Origin of the sequence: Thalassospira sp. MCCC 1A03138 (assembly GCF_002115785.1) — a bacterium.
In the GTDB taxonomy this organism is placed as follows: Bacteria; Pseudomonadota; Alphaproteobacteria; order Rhodospirillales; family Thalassospiraceae; genus Thalassospira.
On the sequence record NZ_JFJY01000010.1, the window covers coordinates 30,109 to 53,373 of the forward strand.

At 56.2% G+C, this 23,265-nt stretch carries 19 protein-coding genes; 14 read left to right on the forward strand and 5 right to left on the reverse strand.

Annotated elements, in window-relative coordinates; genetic code table 11:
* The first annotated feature begins 269 nt into the window (after positions 1–269).
* Genes TH468_RS18115 through kduD form a run of 3 tightly spaced genes read left to right on the forward strand, consistent with a single transcriptional unit; the run spans position 270 to position 2,878 of the window.
* A complete protein-coding gene (locus tag TH468_RS18115) occupies positions 270–773 on the forward strand; it encodes a TRAP transporter small permease (protein WP_168177183.1) in 504 nt (167 codons plus the stop codon).
* Between the two features lies 1 nt (position 774).
* Positions 775–2,097, forward strand: coding sequence for a TRAP transporter large permease (locus TH468_RS18120; RefSeq protein ID WP_231858110.1), 1,323 nt, complete (start codon positions 775–777; stop codon positions 2,095–2,097).
* Between the two features lie 40 nt (positions 2,098–2,137).
* Positions 2,138–2,878 (forward strand): 2-dehydro-3-deoxy-D-gluconate 5-dehydrogenase KduD, encoded by a 741-nt coding sequence (gene kduD, locus TH468_RS18125; protein WP_085645964.1) that lies wholly within the window; start codon positions 2,138–2,140, stop codon positions 2,876–2,878.
* A gap of 43 nt (positions 2,879–2,921) precedes the next feature.
* Here the strand turns inward: kduD and TH468_RS18130 are convergent, their stop codons facing one another.
* Entirely contained in the window at positions 2,922–3,944 is a 1,023-nt protein-coding gene (locus TH468_RS18130) for a LacI family DNA-binding transcriptional regulator (protein WP_085645965.1), read from the reverse strand.
* A 192-nt stretch (positions 3,945–4,136) separates the two neighbouring features.
* On the opposite strand from TH468_RS18130, the gene kduI reads away from it, so the two are divergent.
* A complete protein-coding gene (kduI, locus tag TH468_RS18135; RefSeq protein WP_085645966.1) occupies positions 4,137–4,967 on the forward strand; it encodes a 5-dehydro-4-deoxy-D-glucuronate isomerase in 831 nt (276 codons plus the stop codon).
* A gap of 3 nt (positions 4,968–4,970) precedes the next feature.
* The gene (locus TH468_RS18140) at positions 4,971–7,439 is read left to right on the forward strand and encodes a hypothetical protein (RefSeq protein ID WP_085645967.1); all 2,469 of its coding nucleotides are present in this window, start codon (positions 4,971–4,973) and stop codon (positions 7,437–7,439) included.
* A gap of 314 nt (positions 7,440–7,753) precedes the next feature.
* Here TH468_RS18140 and TH468_RS18145 read toward each other — a convergent pair whose 3' ends face one another.
* A complete protein-coding gene (locus TH468_RS18145) occupies positions 7,754–8,881 on the reverse strand; it encodes a Gfo/Idh/MocA family protein (RefSeq protein WP_062959109.1) in 1,128 nt (375 codons plus the stop codon).
* 109 nt (positions 8,882–8,990) lie between these two features.
* Here TH468_RS18145 and TH468_RS18150 point away from each other — a divergent pair, with 109 nt between their 5' ends.
* The 9 genes from TH468_RS18150 to iolG all read left to right on the forward strand — a co-directional run bounded on the left by TH468_RS18150 (position 8,991) and on the right by iolG (position 19,399).
* Positions 8,991–9,815: a MurR/RpiR family transcriptional regulator gene (locus tag TH468_RS18150; RefSeq protein WP_085646035.1), complete on the forward strand. Its 825-nt coding sequence runs from the start codon at positions 8,991–8,993 to the stop codon at positions 9,813–9,815.
* A 194-nt stretch (positions 9,816–10,009) separates the two neighbouring features.
* Positions 10,010–10,951, forward strand: a complete 942-nt coding sequence (locus TH468_RS18155) for a sugar ABC transporter substrate-binding protein (protein WP_085645968.1) — start codon at positions 10,010–10,012, stop codon at positions 10,949–10,951.
* A gap of 75 nt (positions 10,952–11,026) precedes the next feature.
* Positions 11,027–12,124, forward strand: coding sequence for an ABC transporter permease (locus TH468_RS18160; protein WP_085645969.1), 1,098 nt, complete (start codon positions 11,027–11,029; stop codon positions 12,122–12,124).
* Entirely contained in the window at positions 12,124–12,903 is a 780-nt protein-coding gene (locus tag TH468_RS18165) for an ATP-binding cassette domain-containing protein (protein WP_062953503.1), read from the forward strand. The genes TH468_RS18160 and TH468_RS18165 overlap by 1 nt, the downstream gene beginning before the upstream one ends.
* Positions 12,903–14,816 (forward strand): 5-dehydro-2-deoxygluconokinase, encoded by a 1,914-nt coding sequence (gene iolC / locus TH468_RS18170; RefSeq protein WP_085645970.1) that lies wholly within the window; start codon positions 12,903–12,905, stop codon positions 14,814–14,816. The genes TH468_RS18165 and iolC overlap by 1 nt, the downstream gene beginning before the upstream one ends.
* Positions 14,813–16,642 (forward strand): 3D-(3,5/4)-trihydroxycyclohexane-1,2-dione acylhydrolase (decyclizing), encoded by a 1,830-nt coding sequence (iolD, locus tag TH468_RS18175; protein ID WP_085645971.1) that lies wholly within the window; start codon positions 14,813–14,815, stop codon positions 16,640–16,642. The genes iolC and iolD overlap by 4 nt, the downstream gene beginning before the upstream one ends.
* Positions 16,643–16,646: 4 nt before the next feature.
* The gene (gene iolE / locus TH468_RS18180; RefSeq protein WP_085645972.1) at positions 16,647–17,552 is read left to right on the forward strand and encodes a myo-inosose-2 dehydratase; all 906 of its coding nucleotides are present in this window, start codon (positions 16,647–16,649) and stop codon (positions 17,550–17,552) included.
* Positions 17,552–18,355 (forward strand): 5-deoxy-glucuronate isomerase, encoded by an 804-nt coding sequence (gene iolB, locus TH468_RS18185; protein WP_085645973.1) that lies wholly within the window; start codon positions 17,552–17,554, stop codon positions 18,353–18,355. Before iolE ends, iolB begins: the two co-directional genes overlap by 1 nt.
* 54 nt (positions 18,356–18,409) lie before the next feature.
* On the forward strand, positions 18,410–19,399 hold the full coding sequence (iolG, locus tag TH468_RS18190) for an inositol 2-dehydrogenase (RefSeq protein ID WP_085646036.1): 990 nt from the start codon (positions 18,410–18,412) through the stop codon (positions 19,397–19,399).
* A 444-nt stretch (positions 19,400–19,843) separates the two neighbouring features.
* Here iolG and TH468_RS18200 read toward each other — a convergent pair whose 3' ends face one another.
* The 3 genes from TH468_RS18200 to TH468_RS18210 form a co-directional block, all read right to left on the reverse strand.
* Positions 19,844–21,820, reverse strand: coding sequence for a 3-hydroxyacyl-CoA dehydrogenase NAD-binding domain-containing protein (locus TH468_RS18200; protein ID WP_085645975.1), 1,977 nt, complete (start codon positions 21,818–21,820; stop codon positions 19,844–19,846).
* Complete coding sequence (locus TH468_RS18205; protein ID WP_085645976.1) at positions 21,820–22,656, reverse strand: alpha/beta hydrolase; 837 nt, start codon at positions 22,654–22,656, stop codon at positions 21,820–21,822. The genes TH468_RS18200 and TH468_RS18205 overlap by 1 nt, the downstream gene beginning before the upstream one ends.
* 81 nt (positions 22,657–22,737) lie before the next feature.
* Complete coding sequence (locus TH468_RS18210; protein ID WP_139834760.1) at positions 22,738–23,208, reverse strand: hypothetical protein; 471 nt, start codon at positions 23,206–23,208, stop codon at positions 22,738–22,740.
* Positions 23,209–23,265 lie beyond the last annotated feature (57 nt).

A 23,265-nucleotide genomic window follows, 5' to 3' on the forward strand; every position in this document is an offset into this window, starting at 1 on the left:
GGCATTCACGTTTGGGACAGATTGCGCGCCAATATCTTTGAGGTCAGAGATTTGTCCGGGTTTGATAATCTTTTGAATGTGATGGAGCGCAGTATGACTGCGCAGCGCCGGTTGCGTCATTCTGTTTTAACGTGTAAGCCCGGTTCTGAAATGTTTATGAAAATAATTTTCAGATTGCAGATATTGTTTTCACATCGCATGGTCTGGGGATAATCGACATAAAAATAATGCCTGTCTGCGCCAGGCAACTTCGACGGAGGAAACGCGAAGTGTTGCAATCTCTCAAGCATGGTATTGAGCGCCTGCTGCTGGTGATTATTTCAATCACGCTGTGCTGCATGGTGGTCCTGATGCTGTGGCAGGTTTTCACCCGCTATGTGCTGGCAACGCCTGCCTTGTTCACGGAAGAAACGCTTCGATTTACGATGATCTGGATGGCGCTTCTGGGGTCGGCTTACTGTTTTGGCAGTCGTAAACATCTGTCGCTTGATCTGCTGGTTTTTCTGGGGCCGATGTGGTGGCGCAAAGGGCTGGCGATGCTGAACGGGGTTATTTCCATCGCATTTGCCAGCTTTACGATGCTGATCGGTGGCTGGGGGGCGAGCATGTCGGCAATGGCGCAGCTTTCGCCGATCATGCAGATCCCGATGGGGATGGTTTACCTTGCGGTTCCGGTGTCGGCGGGCCTGATCATTCTGTTGCAGGCCCTTAATATTATTCTGATCGGTCTGGGCCAACTGGCGCCGGTTGAAGAAGTGCAGGAGACAGCCTGAAATGGATGTGATTATTGATTTCATGCTTGATCCTGCCGGTGCGGCAGTAGTGCTTTTTGCACTGTTTTTCGGCCTTCTGGCCCTGGGAACGCCGATTTCGATTGCGATTGGTGTTTCTTCGGTTGTGACGGGCTTTGCCTATCTGCCTTCACAGGTTATCAGTTTCGTCAGCGCCCAAAAGATGTTTTCGGGCATCGACAGTTTTACACTTTTGGCCATCCCGTTTTTTGTCCTGGCGGGGAACATCATGAACAAGGGCGGCATCGCAATCCGCCTGATCAATCTGGCGAAATTGCTGGGCGGGCGTATGCCCGGTGCCTTGGCGCATACCAATGTGCTGGCCAATATGCTGTTTGGTTCGATTTCCGGGTCGTCCATTGCCGCCGCCGCTGCTGTTGGTGGTGTTATGGGGCCGTTGCAGCGCAAAGAGGGGTATGATCCCGCATTTTCGGCAGCGGTGAATATTGCATCGGCGCCAACTGGCATTCTGATCCCGCCAAGCGGACCGTTAATCCTGTTTTCGCTGGTGTCGGGTGGGACGTCGATTTCGGCCCTGTTCCTTGGTGGGTATCTTCCGGGCATCCTGATGGGGCTTTCGGTCATGATGGTCATTACCTTTTTTGCCGTGCGCCGTGGATATCGCACCGAAGGTAGTGTCGGCTGGTCGGAAGTGCTGCATGTGATATGGCAGGCTTTGCCGCCATTATTGATGATTATTCTTGTTATCGGCGGCATTGCGATCGGGGCGTTTACCGCGACCGAAGGGGCGGCGGTTGCCGTTCTGTATTCATTTGTTTTGTCGTTGATGTACCGGATGGCGAGCTTGCAGGAATATCTGGAAGCTTTGAAATCCTCGGCGGTTACCAGTTGTTCGATCCTGTTTCTGATCGCTGCATCGGGCATCATGTCCTATGTCATGACGATTGCCGGTATTCCGGATGTCATTGCCGAGGCCATTCTGACCTTTGACAATCCCATTGTGATTTTGCTGGTGATGAATGTCTGTCTGCTGATCATCGGGTTTTTCATGGATCTGACGCCGGCAGTGTTGATTTTCACCCCTATCTTTTTGCCGATTGCGACCGAAATCGGTATTCATCCGGTGCATTTGGGGATCATCATGATCTTTAACCTTGGGGTGGGATCGATGACGCCACCAGTCGGGAGTGTCCTTTTTGTCGGGTGTGCGGTTGCCAATCTGCGCATTGATCAGGTGGTAAGGCCAATCCTGCCGTTCTTCTTTGCGACATCGGTGGCCTTGCTTCTGACCACTTATGTCCCCTGGATCACGTTGGCATTGCCACGTTTCCTTGGGCTGATGTGACGTTCACCCATACCTAATCCTATCCAAGCGGAGTTATATCATGAATGCGTTCTCGCTGAGCGGTCGAAAAGCTTTGGTAACCGGTGCCAATGCCGGAATAGGGCAGGCTATTGCCGTCGCCATGGCACGCGCAGGTGCGGAAGTTGTCTGTGCGGGACGGCGAAGCTGTAGCGAAACGGTTGCAATGGTCGGTGATGCGGGTGGTGTCGCAAGCGAAGTCATTGTTGATTTTGCTGATCCGATGGCGGGGGCGGCCCTGTTTGAAGGGGCCAATATCGACATTCTGGTCAACAATGCGGGGATTATCCGCCGCGCCGATTGTATCGATTTTACCGAGGAAGACTGGGACGCCGTCATGGATGTGAATGCCAAGGCGGTGTTCTTTACCGCGCAGGCGTTTGCCAAGGAGGTCTTTGCGCGCGGCGGGCAGGGCAAGATTGTGAATATCGCATCGCTTTTATCGTTTCAGGGGGGCATTCGGGTTCCGTCCTACACCACATCCAAGCATGGTGTGGCCGGTTTGACCCGTATTCTGGCAAATGAATGGACGGCACGCGGTATCAATGTGAATGCGATTGCGCCGGGCTATATCGCGACAAGCAATACACAGGCGTTGCGTGATGATCCTGATCGCTCTGCGGCCATTCTGGAACGTATCCCGGCCGGGCGTTGGGGGCGTCCTGATGATATCGCGGAAACGGCGGTTTATCTGGCAGCGCCCGCGTCTGATTATGTTTCAGGTGCAATCCTGAATGTCGATGGCGGCTGGCTTGCGCGATAGGGCGGTTTGTGGCGCCCTGATCACGTTTGGCCGATCATGTCTGTCAGCGTAGTTTTGCCGGTGGCGGGCCGACGCTTTCGCGGTTAATGAGCTCGCACGCCAATTCAATCCGGCGTGCGGGCATTTCAATATCGGCATTGGTCAGTCGGCAGGTTTCAATCAGCAGATCCAGCGACAGCGCGCCGACTGTCTGCATCGGAATTTTGACCGATGTCAGCGCGGGTGACATGTATTGGCCTTGGGGCAGGCCATCAATGCCGACCACAGAAACATCTTTCGGGACGTTGTACCCCTTGGCTTGCAGGGCGGAAACAGCGCCGACAGCCAGAATATCGCCAGCAGCGACAATGGCGCTGAAAGAAAGGTTGCTACCGATGACCTCGGTAATGCGCTGGCTGGCGGCTTCGGCGGTCCAGTCGTCGATATCAATCACATAGTCGGGATTGTAATGTTCGGCCATGGCGTCGCGCCATCCTTCGAAGCGGCGCTGGATCGTGCGCCTGCCGGGGCGATTGAGAAACAGGATATGGCGGTGTCCTTGATTGATAAGATGTTTGGTCGCCAGGGAGGCCGCAGATCGATTGCATGGCGTGACCGAGCTTAGCTGCATTTCCGGATCGTCACCATTGACCAGGACGGCAGGCATATCCGAGGCGCGCACATAATCGAGTGTCGCATCATCGACGGAAACAAGCAAAAGACCGATCAAATCCGGGGCCTGTGCCGCGTTGTAGAGGTCTTCGAAGCGTTGATTGGGCTGATAGATGTAAGATTCTATGCGGATGTCCCGGCTTTCGGCGCGTTCGCGAACCCCTTCAAGAACATACATGGTGAACTGGCTGCGTTTGAAATCGATCATGGCCTCTTGCGAGGAAACAATCAGGACCTTTTGCCCGGCAGTGGTGCTTGAAACGGCGTAGTTCATTTCAATGGCAGCAGCCCGGATTCTGGAGGCGAGATGTTCGCGGACGTAGCCATTGCCGCTTAGGGCGCGTGATACCGTTGCCGTGGAAACCCCAAGACGCGAGGCGATGTCGCTTATCTTCGTGCGTCCGCTAAGTGCCATGTTTTGCCCTTTCCTGATTTTCACCAGTTTGTGGAATTTATTTACATATTGCACGAAAAATTTCTTGGTGTGATGTTTTTTCTTGTGCGGAACAGGAAGCGATCTTCCTGCTTCTGCGAATTTATAAAGTGTGTCACCGGCAAAAACGGTGGCGGAACGTGCAGGAAAATCCTTAGGAGATATCCCGTGGCTATGGAACAACGCTATGGTGCCGGTCCCGATCAGATCGATGGAATGAACACGTCGCAGTTGCGCGAGAATTTTATGGTCGAAGGGCTATTTACGCCGGGCCAGATCAGCTTTGCGTACACTCATTTTGATCGGATGATTGTCGGTGGTGCCGTACCCGGAGAAAAGGCACTTGGCTTTGGCGATGGCAAAGATGTCGGGACGAACCTGTTCTTTGATGCGCGTGAAATGGGCATTGCGAACCTTGGCGGTGCGGGCTGGATCGAGGTGGACGGAACGCGGTATGAGCTTGCAAACCGTGATGTTCTCTATATCGGCCGTGGTGCTGAAACCGTTTCACTGGGCAGTGATGACGCCAAAAGCCCGGCACGTTTTTATATGAATTCGGTCCCGGCGGGGCATTCAGTGCCGACGCGTCTGATCACGCGTGCAGAATCCAAAATCCTTGAGATAGGAGATGCCGAGAAAAGTAATCGCCGTTCCCTGGCGATGTATATTCATCCAGAGGTCGCGCCATCCTGTCTGTTGCTGATGGGCATTACCGATCCGGCGAAGGGTTCGGTCTGGAACACCATGCCGCCGCATCTGCATGAGCGGCGCATGGAAGCGTATTGCTATTTCGACCTTTCGGATGAAGACCGGGTTATGCATTTCATGGGGCGCCCGGATAATACCCGCCATCTGGTTGTGGCAAATGGCGATGTCGTCCTGTCGCCGGCATGGTCCATTCATATGGGTGCGGGCACGGGGCCGTATGGTTTTGTGTGGGGCATGACCGGGGAAAATCAGGAATATACCGATGTTTCGCCGGTTGCCATTAAGGAGCTGCGTTAAGTCATGCTGCTTAAATCCGGAGCATCCGTTCCTTATTGGCAGGTCACGTCGCTTGAAGAACGGGCATATGATGTGGCGGATATGCCGATGGAAGGCGAGATGGATTCAACCTTTTTCCTGACAAAGGAAAAGAATTTCATCCCGCATACCTATCCCTGCCGGACAGCCTATATTGCCGAACGCCGTGGCAAAGAAATTGCCGAACTGCCGTTCCCTGACTGGCGGAAGGCAAGAAATATTTTGCCAGGTGGATCACCGTTTCTGGATCTTTCGGGGTTCTGGTTCCGGGCAACCCATATTCAGGGGTGGGCGAGAACGGCGATCAATGCCATGGATGCAGGCCCAGCGCGGTTGCGATTGGGTATTTGTGGGGCCGCGCGCGTGTATGTGAACGGGCGGGCGGTTGCGTGGCTTTCGCCCGCGACCCGCAACGCCATGGACGAGGTCGAGTTTGAGGCCAATCTGAAACAGGGCCACAACGAGGTTGCCGTCCAGTTTGAAGATCTGTGCGAGCGCGATGCGGTTATCCGTATTGCGCTTGTCTGGATTGACGGCCCAAAGGCAGAGGCGGGGAATTGTTTTCCGGCGGAACCTGAGAGCGTATATGCGGTCGAGGCGGCCGTTGATGCCATGCATCTTGATCGTAAATTCTATGACAGTGATGATATCTGGCTTGTCATGCCTGTGCCGTTTCCGGACAAGGTTCGCGGCCGGGTCAGGGTTGCCGGTCATTTCATGTCGCATGATCATGATGATGTGACGTTTGAAATTCCCGCGGGGGCAGATCGTGTGCGTCTGGCATCGTCGAACGATTTTCCGGCAGATTACCGGTATTTCGGATTTGCGTTCCAGTGCGGCGATTTTGCATCCGAAGCGCGGCTTGGCGCGGAGGTTAGCTGGCGCTCTGTAACCGGGCGAGCACCGGAAAGTCTTGAGGCGCGCATTGCCGAAAGCCTTGCATGGATTGCAAAGAACGGTGAAACCGATACCGAAACCGCACTTGCCTGTGCGGCCGTCGGGGATGAGGTGGCGTTGGCGCGTGCCGAGGCAATCATCAACACGGCTTTGCCGGGGATCGAGCAGTGTTTTGACTGTGCTGATTTTGCGCTGGTTCCGTTGTTGTGGACACGCATTGTGTTTGCGGATCGGCTCCCGGTATCTTTGGTCGCGCGTATCGATGCCGCCATTCTGGAATTCCGTTACTGGATGGATGAGCCGGGCAACGATGTTCAATGGTATTTCTCGGAAAACCATGCGTTATTGTTCCATACTTCTGCCTATCTGGCCGGGAACCTGTTGCCGCAGTCGCATTTCCGGCGCGCAGATCGGAATGGCACCGCGCAGAAGCAAGTCGGTTATGAGCGCCTGATGGCGTGGTTCGATCATTTCGAAGCAGCCGAAATGGCGGAATTCAATTCCGGAACCTATTTCCCGATTGATCTTAAAGGGCTGGCGGCCCTGTTTGCGCTTGCACCCGACGAAGTCATTCGGAAACGCGCATCTGGGGCCATTGCCCGACTGATCACCATGATTGCCAATTCGGCGCATCACGGCGTCATTACCGGGGCGCAGGGCCGAAGTTACGAGCATTCACTTTGCGTCGCCGACACATTGGAGCTGAACGGTCTTGCCAGATTGTTGTGGGGCAAAGGGCAGTTTGGGGCGCATGTGAATTGCCTGGCCCAGATGGCTTTGGCGTTGCGTGATCATGGGCTTGAATTGCCTGATCTTGCCGACATTGCCTGTTGGGAGAAACGCGATACCGCACAGGAATGGACTTTCTGGCAGGGAGAAAATGCGTTTTGCCGATTGTATCATTACAAAACCAGTGAAACCGCGATGGGAAGTGCCGCACTTTATCGTTGGCGGGACTGGGGATATCAGGAAACGCTTCTTCAGGCGCGGATCGGTCGCGAACCGGGCGCACAGATATTCATCAACCACCTTGGTGAGATAGTCCAGTCCGGTTTCGGGCGCCCGTCCTTCTGGGGCGGATCGGCAAGTGTTCCGCGCGTTCAGCAATATCGTGATCTTGCGATTGTCCGGTTTGAAGGTGTGGCGCCGCAACCTGATTTTACCCATGCATGGTTCCCGACATTGGCGTTTGATGAATGGCACGTCGATGGAGATCGGGCGTGGGCACGTTCGGGCGAAGGGGCGTTGATTGTATCAGCTTCCGGTCCGCTGGAACTTGTGCAAACAGGCGGCTCTGCCGGGCATGAATTGCGTCTTTCCGGACGCGATAGCATTTGGGTTGTCCGGCTGGGCCATTGCCGTGATTTGGCGAAATTTGCAGCCGATCATGAGCTCAGGGTTCATGTCGATACGGATGGCACATATCGTATCGAAGATACGCAATATGGCACGGTGTTGTTCCATCAGAGCGGCGTTGTCACAGCCGAAGGCAGGACGCTTGATCCGATGGAATGGACGCTTAAGGGCGACCGCAAGGAATTGCCGGTGGTTCAGTGAGGGAGCCGAGACCTCCCGTCGGCTCCTGAATGATGAAGGCCGGAATAGCAGAAGTGCTGTTCCGGCCTTTTTATTATCGGTGGCGTATTGACGGTCAAATTGCAGCCTGTCTTGAGCATGTTGCTTGGCTGTTTGGAACGCATCTTTGGGAAGCGCAGGCCGTTTGGGGTGTGAAACACACCAAAGAAGGATGGAAACCATGCCTGCAAAATCAAAAGCACAGCAGAGGGCAGGGATATTGGCGCTTTTGGCCAAGCGGAAGGGCAAGCCTGAACATAAGTCGGACTTCTGAGCCCTTCCGATAATGCCGTGGGTTAAAGGTCGTCGATTTTTACACGCCGTTCCTCGCGGGCCGACAGGGCAACCGCGTGGATGACCTTTTCGAATTCAAAGGCATCGTCAAAGCCCGGATAGGCGGCGTGATTGTCGCGGATGGCGCGCAGAAGGGCGGCGGCTTCGATGACCTTGAGGTCGTTAAAGCCAAGCTGATGACCCGGTGCCGGACAGAAATTGCCATAAGGCGGATGTTCGGGGCCGGTCAGGATGGTGGTGAAGCCCTGTTTTGCTGCCGGGCCTTCGTTGCGGTAAAGCTGCAATTCGTTCATGCGTTCCTGATCAAAGCACAGCATGCCCTTGGTGCCGTGGACTTCCCACGCCAGCCGGCTTTTGCGGCCCCATGCCGAACGCGATGTTGAAATGCTGCCCTGAACACCGCTGGCAAAGCGGACAAGGGCGGTTGCCGTGTCCTCGTTTTCGACCTTTGCCCGGCCTGATCCATCGGCCAGCGGGCGTGTATCGTGAACGGTCTGCATATCGGCAATCAGGCTGTCGATCGGGCCGACAAGACCATAGGTCATTGACACCAGATGGCATCCCATATCCCCCAACGCCCCCAATCCGGCATCGGCAATCGTGCTGCGCCAGGTCCATGGCAGTTCGGGATTGGCCTGATAATCCTCGTCCACCCAGCCGCGGAAATGCACGATGTCACCAATCGCACCCTCGCGGAGCAATTTACAGGCATGGGTGAAGGCGGGGTTTTTGATGTAATTGTAGCCGACCATGGTTTTGACCCCGGCATTGCGCGCCGCATCGCGCATCGCGCGCGCCTGATCAAGTGTCAGGGCCAGCGGCTTTTCGCAATAGACATGCTTGCCCGCCGCAATTGCGGCCAGTGCCATGTCAAAATGCAGCATATTGGGGGTGGTGATCGATACGATATCGACCGCCGGATCGGCAATCAGCGCCTTCCAGTCATCGGTGGCACGCGCAAAGCCGAACTGATCGGCCATGGTTTGGGCCTTATCCGCCGGGGTGTCGCATAGCAGTTCAAGCCGCACATCGGGGACATCGCCCATCACGGCGCGCACCGCACCAAATGCAAGCGCATGCGCCTTGCCCATGAAACCGGTGCCGATCAGGCCAATTCCGATTGATGCCATTTCGCTGGACTCCCTGCCGATATCAAAATAGAATTTTTATTCTATAAAATGGATGATCATGGAATACATCCAGCGTCAAGCAAAAACAAAAACAGGAAACCCGTACGCCATGACGGACCAAACCGCGCCGGTCTCGCTTGAGGAATTCAATCATCGTCTTGCTGAAATATCGGAGGCAATGCCCAAAAGATTGAGGCAATGCGCCGAATTCGTTGCCCAGAATACCGACCGTATTGCGGTTTCAACCGTGGCGGAACTATCCGCCGGGGCAGGGGTGCAGCCATCGGCCTTCATGCGGTTTTGCCAGTTGCTGGGCTTTTCGGGATTTTCCGAAATGCAGAAAATGTTTCGCGAAACATATGCCCAGAAATGGCCCGATTACGCGACGCGATTGGAAAACCTGCGGGCAAGCGGGGCCGATAGCCCTAGCGCGCTTCTGGCCGAGTTTGTCGAGGCCGGACGGCTGTCGCTTGAAAATCTGGCATCGTCGATTGATGCTGGGTCGCTTGAAGAGGCGGTTGATGTGCTGGCCGCAGCCCCGATGATCCATATTGTCGGCTTCAGGCGGGCATTCCCGGTCGCGAGTTATTTATCCTATGCGTTTGAAAAAATGGACATCCCGGCAGTGCTGCATGACGGGGTGGGGAAGCTTAACCCGCGCCACGCCATCCGCAAGGGCGATGTCATGATTGCCATTACCTTTGCCCCCTATTCGCAGGAAACCATCGATCTGGCAGCCTATGCGCGGGGACTCGGCAACCCGGTGGTGGCGATTACCGATACGATGACCAGCCCGCTTCGGCGGATTGACGCCCTGACCCTTGCGGTGTCCGAAGTCGATGTTGGTGCGTTCAGGGCGCTGTCGGCCACGCTTTCGCTGGCGATTTCGTTGGCGGTTGCGATTGGGGCAAAACGGGATCGGGCAAACGAATAGAAAAAATTTGTTGCATCAAAATGAAAATGGAATAAAAATTCCATTCATCGAATTCGGGGTACCTGACCCCGAAGCGAGGCCCGGTAAAAAGTGACGCCTTAAGAAATCACAGGCCGGACCGTTCACTGAACATTCAGTCGACGCATCGGGGCGCAACATGCGGCCCCGTTTCAAAGCCACTAGGGAGGCTAACGATGAAGAAGACTTTGACCGCAATTGCGGCCGCTGCCATTGCCTTTGCCGGTTTGACCGGGACTGCTTCGGCAGAAAACGAGAAATTCGTTCTGATCAGCCATGCGCCGGACTCGGACAGCTGGTGGAACACCATCAAGAATGCCATCAAGGTCGCAGGCGACCAGATGGAAGTCACGGTTGATTACCGTAACCCGCCGACCGGCGATCTGGCCGATATGGCCCGTATCGTTGAACAGGCGGCTGCCACCAACCCGGACGGCATTATCGTTACCATCGCCGATTTCAACGTGCTTAAAGGCCCGATCATGGATGCGGTTGATCGCGGTATTCCGGTGATCACAATCAATTCCGGCACAGTTGAACAGTCGGCCGAGCTTGGCGCGCTGATGCATGTTGGCCAGCCGGAATATGATGCCGGTTTCGGGGCGGGCAAACGCGCCGCAGCCGCCGGTGCGAAATCATTCGTCTGTGTGAACCATTATATCACCAACCCGGCATCGGTTGAACGTTGCCGTGGCTTTGCCGATGCGCTTGGCGTCGAACTTGGCAGCCAGATGATCGATAGCGGCATGGACCCGTCGGAAGTAAAGAACAAGGTTGCGGCGTATCTTAATTCCAACCCGGATGTGGATGCGATCCTGACCCTTGGTCCGAATTCGGCGCACCCGACCCTGGCGGCTGTTCGTGATGCCGGTCTTGCCGGTCAGATCATGTTTGGCACGTTCGATCTTTCAAGCGAAATTGCGGATGCGATCAAAAAGGGCGAAATCAACTTTGCCATCGATCAGCAGCCTTACCTTCAGGGGTATCTGCCGGTCGTTATCCTGACCAACTACGCACGATATGGTGTTCTGCCGTCCGGCAACATCAATTCCGGTCCTGGTTTCATCACCAAGGACAATATCGCGCTTGTTGAAAAATACGCTGGCGAATTCCGTTAAGTGTTACCTCCCGTCAGGGGGCTGGCATCTGGCCGCCCCCTGGCAAAACTCACCTGCCATTAAAAGAGTGATGTCATGACGGACGAGCGGCTCAAGCAAGTCTCAACCCTTCGACGTGCCATGATCCGACCGGAACTGGGTGCTATTTGCGGCACGATCCTGGTCTTTGTTTTCTTCTTCATGATCGCGGGCGATAGCGGCATGTTCTCGCCCGAAGGGGTCCAGAACTGGGGCGTGGTTTCTGCGCAGTTTGCCATTATCGCCGTTGGCGCCTGTCTTTTGATGATTGCTGGCGAATTTGATCTGTCGGTCGGGTCGATGATCGGCTTTGCCGGGGTGGTGATTGCCATTCTGTCGGTGCATATGGGATGGCCGGTGTGGCTGTCGATCATTGCGGCCTTCGTCGTTTGTGTCGCCCTTGGCGCGCTAAACGGGTTCCTTGTGATCAAGACCGGACTGCCAAGCTTTATCGTCACGCTGGCGTTTCTTTATATCCTGCGCGGTCTGACCATCTGGCTATCTATCCTGACCACGCGCCAGACAATTATTGGCGGTGTCAAGGAAGCCGCAGAGGGCGATCCGCTGGCGTTTCTGTTTGGCGGGGTGATTTTCAAGGATCTGTTCCAGTGGTTTGCCGATCTGGGGCTGCTTGATACCTTTACGCGCGGTTCGCGTGCCGGTCAGCCGGTTGTCGAAGGCCTGCCGATGCTGATGGTTTGGGCGTTGGCTCTGGTGATTTTCGGGCACTGGCTTTTGACCAAAACCCGTTTCGGGAACTGGATTTTCGCATCCGGCGGGGATGCACAGGCAGCACGCTATGTCGGCGTTCCGGTTAATCGGGTCAAAATCCTGATGTTCATGTTTACCGCGTTCTGTGCCACGGTTTTCGCCACCTGTCAGGTGATGGAATTCGGTTCGGCCGCGGCAGACCGCGGGCTTTTGAAAGAATTTGAAGCGATCATCTGTGTGGTGATCGGTGGCGCGCTTTTGACCGGGGGATATGGTTCGGTCATCGGGGCGGCACTTGGCGCGCTGATTTTCGGTGTGGTTCAGCAGGGGCTGTTTTTTGCCGGGGCTGAAAGTTCGCTGTTCCGTGTGTTCCTGGGCGGTATCCTGATCCTTGCCGTCATCATGAACACCTATATCCGCCGCATGATCACGGGAGAACGGTGATGAGCACGCCATTGATTGAAATGAACAATATCGAAAAGCATTTTGGTCCGGTGATTGCGCTGGGCGGGGTGTCATTCGATGTGATGGAAGGCGAATGTCATTGTCTTCTGGGCGATAATGGTGCGGGCAAATCGACCTTTATCAAAACCATGTCGGGGGTCCATAAACCGACCAAGGGCACGATGAAGGTCAGCGGCAAGGAAATCACATTTGACAGCCCGCGTGATGCCATGGAAAACGGTATAGCCACGGTTTATCAGGATCTGGCGATGATCCCGTTGATGTCGGTGACGCGCAATTTCTGGATGGGGCGTGAGCCACGCAAAAGTTTCGGCCCGTTCAAATGGATCGATTTCGATCATGCCAATTCCGTCACGCTGAACGAAATGGCGCGTATGGGAATTAACCTGCGCGAGCCGGAACAGGCGGTCGGCACCCTGTCGGGGGGCGAGCGGCAGACGGTGGCGATTGCGCGTGCGGTCTATTTTGGTGCCAAGGTCCTTATTCTGGATGAGCCGACATCGGCCCTTGGCGTGCGGCAGACATCCAATGTGCTGGCGACCATCGACCGTGTGCGCAAATCGGGCATCGGGGTGATTTTCATTACCCATAACGTGCGCCATGCGATGGCGGTAGGCGACCGTTTCACTGTTTTGAACCGCGGGCAGACGCATGGCACGGCAAAGCGAGGCGAAATCAAACCCGAAGAATTGCAGGATCTGATGGCAGGTGGTCAGGAACTGGCCGAGCTTGAAGGATCGCTTGGGGGGACGATCTGATGAAAAAGCTTGATGTCATTACCATCGGAAGATCATCGGTCGATCTTTATGGTGCGCAGATCGGCGGCCGCCTTGAGGATATGGCATCCTTTAGCAAATATATCGGCGGATCGCCCACCAATATGGCGTGCGGTACTGCGCGGCTTGGCCTGAAATCAGCGCTAATCACGCGGGTCGGGGACGAGCATATGGGTCGGTTCATCCGTGAACAGCTTGTGGCCGAAGGGGTGGATGTGCGCGGGGTGATTACCGACCCCGAACGCCTGACGGCGCTGGTCCTTTTGGGCGTGCGCGATCAGGAACAGTTTCCGTTGATTTTCTATCGCGAAAACTGTGCCGATATGGCGTTGTGCGAGGATGATATTGATCCCGAATTCATCGCCGATGCGCGGTGCGTCACGGTGACGGGGACGCATTTATCGCATCCGCGCACGCGGGCCGCGGTTCTGAGGGCGTTGAAACTGGCGCGGGAAAACGGGGCCAAAACGGCCCTTGATATCGATTACCGGCCCAATCTTTGGGGATTGTCGGGGCATGGGGACGGTGAAAACCGGTTCATTGCATCGGACAAAGTCACCAAGGAACTGCAATCGACCCTGCATCTGTTTGATTTGATTGTCGGGACCGAGGAAGAATTTCACATTGCCGGTGGTACGACCGATACCCTTGAGGCGCTTGAAAATGTCCGGGTTACGTCGCATGCGACGCTGGTGTGCAAACGCGGGCCGATGGGGGCGGTTGCCTTTACCGGCAAGATCGGCGCGAAGCTTGATGATGGTATTTCCGGCCCCGGTTTCCCGGTCGAGGTGTTTAACGTTCTAGGCGCTGGCGACGGGTTCATGTCCGGCCTGCTCAAGGGCTGGCTGACCGATCAGGATTGGGAAACGTCGCTTAAATATGCCAATGCCTGCGGGGCGTTTGCCGTATCGCGGCATGGCTGCACGCCGGCCTATCCAAGCTGGGAAGAATTGCAGTTCTTTTTCAAGCGAGGGATCAAAACCCCGGCATTGCGTCATGATGCGGAGCTTGAGCAGATCCATTGGTCGACCAACCGGATTGGTGACTGGCCGGAAATGCGGGTTTTTGCATTTGATCACCGGATGCAGCTTGAAGACCTGGCCGATGAGGTTGGCGTTTCGCGCGACCGGATCGGGCCGTTCAAGGAGCTTTGCCTACGTTCCGTGCGGGATGTTGCGGGCGACAAATCGGGTTATGGCATCCTGTGCGAACCGCGCCTTGGCCGTGATGCGCTTTATGCCGCAGCCGGTACCGGGCTTTGGATCGGGCGGCCGGTTGAATTGCCGGGATCGCGTCCGTTACGATTGGAAATTGGCCCTGATATTGGCAGCAAGCTTGCGGAATGGCCGGTCGAGCATGTGGTGAAGGTGCTGTGTTTCTATCACCCCGATGACGACGCGGCGATGAAGGCCGATCAGGAAGAAACCATCAAGCGACTGGCAGACGGGGCACGGGCCAACCGGCTTGAATTCCTTTTGGAAATCATCCCGTCAAAGGTGGCGGCATGTAATGATCAGACGACGGCAAAGATCATCGAGCGGTTTTATGAAATCGGGGTTTATCCCGATTGGTGGAAGCTGGAACCGATGAAGTCGAACGCGGCATGGCGTCATGCCTGTGACATGATTTCGCGCCATGATCCTTATTGCCGGGGTATCGTCGTTCTGGGTCTTGAAGCGCCCGAAGCCGAACTGGTGGCAAGTTTCGAAGTTGCCGCCAAGCATGACATGGTCAAGGGCTTTGCCGTCGGGCGGACGATCTTTGCCGGGGTTGCGCGCGACTGGCTTGCGGGTAACATTGACGATCAAACAGCCGTTACACAGATGGCGGAAAAATATCGCGCGCTTTGCACCACATGGGACGCGGCGCGCAAAAAATCGGGAGGAGCGGCATGAAAACCGTTCGATTAACCGCCGCCCAAGCGATGGTGCGGTATTTAAGCAAACAGCAGAACGAAGACGGTGTACCGTTTTTCGGCGGGTGCTGGGCGATTTTCGGTCATGGCAATGTTGCCGGAATGGGCGAGGCATTGCACGGCATCGGTGATGATTTCCCGACCTGGCGCGGCCATAACGAGCAGGGCATGGCCCATGCCGCCATTGCCTATGCCAAGGCATCAAACCGCAAGCGCGCCATGACGGTCACGACATCGATCGGGCCGGGTGCGACCAATATGGTGACGGCTGCGGCTCTTGCGCATGTCAACCGCCTGCCGGTTCTGTTTGTGCCCGGTGACGTGTTTGCCAATCGGGCACCTGATCCGGTGTTGCAGCAGGTCGAGGATTTCGGTGATGGCACGATTTCGGCCAATGATTGTTTCAAACCGGTCAGCCGTTATTTTGATCGCATCATGCGCGCCGAGCAGCTTTTGACCGCCCTGCCACGTGCGATGGCAACCCTGACCGATCCGGCCGATTGCGGCCCGGTGACATTGGCATTCTGTCAGGATGTGCAGGCCGAGGCGTTTGATTGGCCCGAAAGTTTCTTTGAGACCAAAATCTGGAAATCCCAGCGTCCGCGCGCAGATCTGGATCAGCTTGAGGCGGCGGTGGCGGCGATCAAGGCGGCCAAACAGCCGATGATCATTGCGGGTGGCGGGGTACATTATGCGGGGGCGTGCGATGCCCTGGCCGAGTTCGCCCATCGCCACAATATCCCGGTCGGGGAAACGCAGGCGGGTAAATCGTCCATGCCGTGGGATGATGATCTTAACCTTGGTTCCATTGGTGTCACGGGGGCAAGCAGTGCCAATGCGATTGCCGAAAATGCCGACCTGATCATTGCCATCGGCACACGGTTGCAGGATTTCACCACCGGCAGCTGGGCGCTGTTCAAGCATCCGGAGCGGCGCATCCTGTCGATCAATGTCGCGGCCTATGACGCGACCAAACACAATGCGATTGCGGTAACGGGCGATGCCAAGGTGACCTTGGCCGAAATCGGCGGGATGCTGGGCGATTACCGGGCACCGGCGATTGATGCCAACCTTAAATCCGACTGGATTGCGGCGGTGGACAAGGTGACGGCAATGCCGACGGGCAATGCCCTTCCGACCGACGCGCAGGTGATTGGTGCGGTTCAGCGCAGTGTCGATGACGATGCGATTGTGGTCTGCGCGGCGGGTGGTCTGCCCGGCGAGTTGCACAAGCTTTGGAAGGCGGCAAAACCCAACGGTTATCACGTTGAATACGGCTTTTCCTGCATGGGATATGAAATTGCCGGTGGGTTGGGTGTCAAGATGGCACAGCCCGACCGCGAGGTCGTGGTGATGGTCGGTGACGGGTCATACATGATGATGAATTCCGAACTGGCGACCAGTGTGATGCTGGGCCACAAGATCATCACCGTGATCCTTGATAACCGTGGCTTTGGCTGTATCAACCGGCTGCAAATGGCAACCGGCGGGGAGAGTTTCAACAACCTTCTGGATACCGCGCGCCATGTGGTGCCGTCGGCGATTGATTTCACCGCCCATGCCGGATCGATGGGGGCGATTGCCGAAAAGGTATCGTCGATCAGCGAACTGGAAGCGGCGATGGAACGTGCCCGCAAGGCGGACCGTTCCTATGCCATTGTCATTGATACCGATCCCCTGCCAAGCACCGATGCCGGTGGCCATTGGTGGGATGTTGCCGTGCCGGAAGTTTCGGTGCGGCCAACGGTGAATGAAGCACGCAAAAATTACGAAGCTGCGCTTAAACAACAGCGCCCCGGAGATTGAGAAAATGATCCTTTACGGTACCAACCCGATTGCCTGGTCCAATGACGATGATCAGACGCTGGGTGCTGAAATCAGCCTTGAAACCTGTTTGTCCGAAGCAGGCGAAATCGGTTTTGACGGGATTGAAAAAGGCCACAAGATGCCGACCGAACCGGCGGCACTGAAGGCCAAGCTTGACCCCAACGGGCTTAAATTCGTGTCGGGCTGGCATTCGCTTAATCTTCTGACCCATTCGGTCGAGGACGAGAAAAAGGCGATCCAGCCGCATCTGGATTTGCTGAAAGCCATGGGATGCAAGGTGTGCATCGTGTGTGAAACCAGCAACGCGATCCACGGCAATGACGATGCGGCCCTGTCTGATAGCCCGGTTTTGCCGACGGACAAATGGGCGAAATTTGGCGCGGATGTTGAGGCGATTGCCGCCTATTGCGCCGAACAGGGTGTGACATTGGTGTATCATCACCATATGGGCACGATTGTTGAAACGGCCGATGAAATTCATCAGTTCATGGCCCATACCGGCCCGAAAACGCACCTGTTGCTGGATACAGGACACGCGTGGTTTGGCGGGGCAAATCCCGAAGAACTGGCAAGCCGTTATATGGGACGCGTCGCCCATATCCATTGCAAGAATGTGCGTCCGAAAATCGCCGAGCAGGTCCGCAATCAGCATCTGAGCTTCCTTGAAGGGGTGCGGCGCGGGGTGTTTACCGTGCCTGGTGACGAGGAAGGCATTGTTGATTTTGAACCGGTTCTGAAGATCGCGGCCGAACATGATTATTCCGGCTGGCTGGTGATCGAGGCCGAACAGGACCCGGTCGTGCGCAACCCGTTCAAGTATCAGTCGATGGGGCTCAAGGCCCTTCGCGCGATGGCGCAGAAAACCGGACTGGATAAGGGAGAAGCCTGATGGCCGATCTGCTGAGAAAACCGTCGGGGACCCGTGGAAAGGTCCATGACATTACCGCCCAAAGTGCCAATTGGGGCTATGTCGGGTTCGGGCTTTATCACCTGAAAGCCGGTGAAACGGCAGCCGAGCCGACGGGCGACCGGGAAGTGATCCTTGTCCTTGTCGAAGGCAAGGCGGAAATTGCGGTGGGCGATCAGAATTTCGGGGAACTGGGCAAACGCATGAGTGTGTTTGAACGCATTCCCCCGGCCTGTGTTTATGCGCCCAATGATGCCAACTGGACGGCCAAGGCCACGACCGATTGCACGCTTGCGGTCTGTACCGCACCGGGCAAGGGCAATTACCCGGCGCGCGTGATCAGCGATATCGAGCTGGTCGAACGCGGCAAGGGGGGCAATACGCGATACATCCATCCGATTGCGATGGAGGAAAAGGATATTGCCGACAGCCTGCTTGTGACCGAGGTTTTCACCCCGTCGGGCAACTGGTCAAGCTATCCGCCGCACCGCCATGACGAGGATAATTATCCCGACATGACCTATCTTGAGGAAACCTATTATCACCGGCTTAATCCCAGGCAGGGCTTTGGTTTCCAGCGGGTGTTTACCGAGGATGGGGAGCTTGATGAAACCATGGCGGTTTCGGATGGCGATGTGGTTCTGGTGCCCAAGGGGCATCACCCGTGCGGCAGTCCTTATGGCTATGAGATGTATTACCTGAATGTCATGGCTGGACCGATGCGCAAATGGCGGTTCCAGAACCATCCCGATCACGACTGGATTTTCCAGCGCGACAGCAAATAAACCCGTTTTCCGTATTCCCGTCTTCGCAACATTTGTCCTTTCAGGATGTCAAACATGCTTAATATCGGACTTCTTGGTGCTGGCCGTATCGGCATCACCCACGCCAAAGCCGTTCAGGCCCTGCCAAATGCCAAAATCGCCAAGGTTTTCGACCCGGTCGATGCCGCAGCGGAAAACGCGATTGCCCTTACCGGGGCCACCCGTGCGACGGTCGAGGAAATCATGGCGGATGGCAATATTCACGCCGTTATCATTGCGACCCCAACCGACCTTCATGCCGATCAGATCGAACTGGCCGCGCGGGCCGGCAAGGCGATTTTCTGTGAAAAACCGGTCGATCTGGATGCCGGGCGGGTGCGCGATTGCCTGAAAGTGGTCGAGGAAACCGGTGCGGTTCTGATGGTTGGTTTCAACCGTCGTTTTGACCCCAGTTTTGCCCGTCTTCGGGCCGAAATTGACGCGGGCGCGATTGGCGATGTTGAAATGGTGCAGATCACGTCGCGTGATCCGTCCGCGCCGCCGGTTGATTATATCAAACGGTCGGGCGGGCTTTTCCGCGATATGATGATCCATGACCTTGATATGGCGCGCTTCCTTCTGGGCGAAGAAATCGTGTCGGTCTATGCGACCGGTGCGGTCCTGACCGATCCGGCGATCAAGGCGACCGGTGATGTCGATAGTGCTGCGGCAACCCTTCGGACCAAAAGCGGCCGGATGGCGGTGATCACCAATTCGCGTCGTGCAACATATGGTTATGATCAGCGCATCGAAGTCCATGGCTCAAAAGGCTTGGTCGAGGCCGGAAACCATCGCACCACGTCGGTGACGGTGGCGAACGGGGCGGGCTATACCGCCGAACCGTTGATGGATTTCTTTATGTCGCGTTATGCCGATGCCTATCGGATCGAACTGACGACTTTCTGTGATGTGGTGGCGGGTAAAACCACCAATTATCCCAGCGGTGCGGATGGCCTGAAAGCGTTGCTTCTGGCCGATGCGGCGCTTGAATCGCTTGCGAGTGGCAAGGAAGTTCTGGTCGGGTAAGCGAAAAAAATCGCCGATCCTATCAAAAAGTTCTTGATTTGTTCTTTTTGATTTGATACAAGAACCAAGTCAACACCAGAATTGCGCCCGTCGGGAATTTCCCGGCGGGCGTTTTTGTTTTGGCGGAATGTGGTGTGCGGCGGGTAGCCAGATGGCGGCTCGTCGGGTCGGTATTATGGCCACGGGCGGCGATTTTGGCCGTCTTGCTGGCGGTCAAACGGGGGACAAACGGCAGTCAAAAGCAGTCAAAGGTGGCCAAGCGGGAGAGTTGCGCCCGGTTTGCGGGCTGTTTGAGCGCCAGTTGAGCGTCATTTGGGGGGCTTTATGCCCGAGTTGCGCCCGAGTTGCGCCCGGTTTGTGCCGGGTCGCGGGGCTGGATGATGTTGGAGGAGGGCCGGGGTCGGGCACCTTTCCGGGGCCGTGAAAGCCCCGGATTTCAGGTGTTCAGGCGGTCTTTTTAAGGTGCATCGGGCCGCCCTTGTGGCGGGGGAAGCCGTAGCCGTTGACCATCACGACATCGATGGCGTCCGGGCTGTGCGCGATGCCCTCAGTAAGGATTTTTTCGCCTTCTGCCTGCATGGCAGACAGGATGGTTTCGATGATTTCGGCATCGGAAAACGGGCGGCGTTTGATGCCCTTTTTCGCCGATTCAGCGATGACCAGTTCATCGACAACAGGATCAGGGAAAGCTTTGCCATGTTCATCATAGCGATACCACCCAAGGCCATTCTTGCGCCCGAAACGGCCCATTTCACAGAGGTAATCCCCAAGCGCGACATATCGTTCATTCGGGTCGCGGGTGGGTGCCAGGCGTTTGCGCGTGGCCCATGAGATTTCAAGCCCAGCCATGTCCTGCATGGCAAACAGGCCCATCGGGAAACCGAAATTGGTCATGGCGCGGTCAATGTCAGACGGGAGAGATCCGTCTTCGAGCATGTATTCGCAATGTTTGCGATAGGCCGACATGATCCGGTTGCCGATGAAGCCATCACACACCCCGCAAGGGACCGCGATCTTGCCCAGCCGTCTGGCGAAGGCAAGGGCCGTTGCCAGTGTTGCGGGGCTGGCCAACCGGGTGCGGACGACTTCGAGCAATTTCATCACATGCGCCGGGGAGAAGAAATGCAGGCCGATCACCCGTTCGGGATGGGTGCAGGCCGTCGCAATCGCATCGATGTCGAGATAGGAGGTGTTGGATGCCAGCACCGCATCGGATTTGCAATGGGCGGAGAGTTTGGCAAACACGTCATGCTTGACGCCCATGTCCTCGAACACGGCCTCGATCACCAGATCGCAATTGGCGAGCGCTGCGTAATCCGTGCTGCTGACGAGGTCGCCCAGAAGCTGATCATGGCGGGACTGGGTGATGATGCCGCGTTTGAGCGACCCGCCGAGATGATGGCGGACATTGGTAATGCCGCGTTCACAGGCATCGTCATCGCGTTCGATCATCACCACGGCATAGCCGGCCAGAAGGGCGGCGGTGGCAATACCGGCCCCCATGATGCCGCCGCCAATGACGCCGATTTCGTGAAGGGGGCGGGGATCGACCCCGGCCAGTTCGGGCAGCTTGGCAACCGATCGTTCGGCAAAGAAAATGTGACGCAGTGCCTTTGACTGGTCGCTGTCGCGAAGGCGAACGAAGTTTTCGCGTTCAAGACCCAGGGCGGTTCTGGCGTCGCCGGTGACAGCGGCCCGAATGGTCTGGGCGGCAATCACCGGGGCATCCTGTCCACGGGCCTTTTTGCCGATCCCGGCAAGGGTTGCATCCCAAGCATCGGCATCCGGGGCATTGACCGGAGCGCGGTCAATCAGGGCGGTCGGGCAGGGATCACTTTTGATCCGTTCGGCCATTGCGCAGGCGGCAACCCGCAAATCACCATTTCCGATATCCGCAATTTCGTCGATCAGGCCGAAATCATGGGCGGTGGTGGCATTGACCGGCTTGCCGCCGGTGATCATGGCAATTGCATTTTCAACTGCGATCAGGCGGGGCAAGCGCACGGTCCCACCGGCACCGGGGATCAGGCCAAGATTAACTTCGGGCAGGCCGAGTTTGGCGGTGGCTGTGGCGATGCGGTAATGGCAACCCAGCGCAACTTCAAGCCCGCCGCCAAGTGCATTGCCATGAATGGCGGCAATCAGCGGCTTGTTTGATTGTTCGAGTTTGAGGATCAGGTCGGGCAGGATCGGGTCCAGCGGCGGTTTGCCAAATTCGGTAACATCGGCCCCGGCGATAAAGGTTGACCCGGCGCAGGTCAGGATCGCGGCACGGATCGCGTCATCGCGGTTGACCTGATCCAGCGCATCCCAAATTCCCAGACGGACGGCATGGCTGGTCGCGTTGATCGGTGGGTGATCAATCGTGATGATCGCAATGTCGTTTTCGGTTGTAAGACTGACGGGGGACAGTGTGGACATTATGCGTCCTCCGGCTCAATCGGATGCAGCAGGCAGGCGACCAGATCAGAGTCCGGATCGGCCAGATCGGCGATCACGTCGAAATGGTGTTTGCCGGGGGCCTCAACCGCGCGGGTCGCAGCACCTAGTCCGGTCCAGATATTGGCAAGAAGATCGTTCTGGCGGACAAATTCCGGCCGTTCATCCGCGCCCACCCAGCAGGTGATGGAGCATGGCAGATGCGGACGGGTCAGTGCGGCACTTTCGGAAACCGCCTCGTCTTCGTCGAGTTTCAGCACATCATTCATCGCGGTTTTCAAAAGCGGGCGCAGATCGTGCAGGCCGCTGATCGAAACAGTGTTTTTGATGCGTGCCTGCGTTGCCGGTGAAAGGGGCGAGGAGACGCAGTTCATCCGGCTAACCAGATGGCCGCCCGCCGAATGGCCGGTCAGATGGATCGGGCCAGAAATACGATTGGCAACATGATCAATCGCCGCCCCGATCTGGCGGGTGATTTCCGACAGGCGGGCGTCGGGGGCCAAAATATAGCTTGGCAGACAGACCGCCCAGCCGCGCGCCACAGCCCCGCGTGCCAGATGCGACCATGTCGATTTATCAAACGCCTTCCAATAGCCGCCATGCACGAAAACAACCACGCCCTTTGGGGTGCCTTCGGGCCGGAACAGGTCGTATCTTTCGCGCGCGGCATTGCCATAGGCAATATCGAGTTCCGCCCGGCCTGATGCCGCCATTTCATCGCGGAAGGCCGCGGCCAGTTTGGCCCACATGCCGGGAAATTCCGCCGCACCCCTGATATGGTCGCCATTGGCGTATGCGTCGTCCCAGTTGGTGATCATTGTTTTTATCGCTCCCTTGTTTTTGGAGTGAATTTTCATTTGTTACTTGATAACAAACGGTTCTTTGGGTGGGGTTTTCTCTCATCCAAGCATTTTTTGGTTGAGTAATATCTCTTTCCACATTTCGGATGATTCGAGTATCACATCGGTCAATCGATGTTTTTTCCCATCGAAAAACAAATTAATATGATGGCGCTCTCGCCCTTCTAGGACGATGGAAAATGAATCGTATTCTCGCCGGACAAACCAATCAGCATCTTTAGGGTTTTGCGTTAGTTTTAGATGCTTAGAGCGATTGGCGACATCTCGCACTATCTGCCATACTGGATATCGGCTTAGATTATTGTCTATCTCTGCGGATGTAATAGCACCGTCTTTGATGATCCAATCCCGCAAAGAGTGGCTCCAGATAAAATACGCAAGCGCTATGTCTAGGGTATCGTTGAAGTCAGTGCGAGGTAGGTCTTTTCCTGCGTCTATCGCACGCCTTTGCCATCTCAGCATGCGATCATAGTGATTTTTCCATCCTCCTACCCTGTCTGCAGAAAACACCAGATCAATCCTCCCTTATTTGGATAGTTTTGGTGCGGCTAATCCACCTATCAAAGC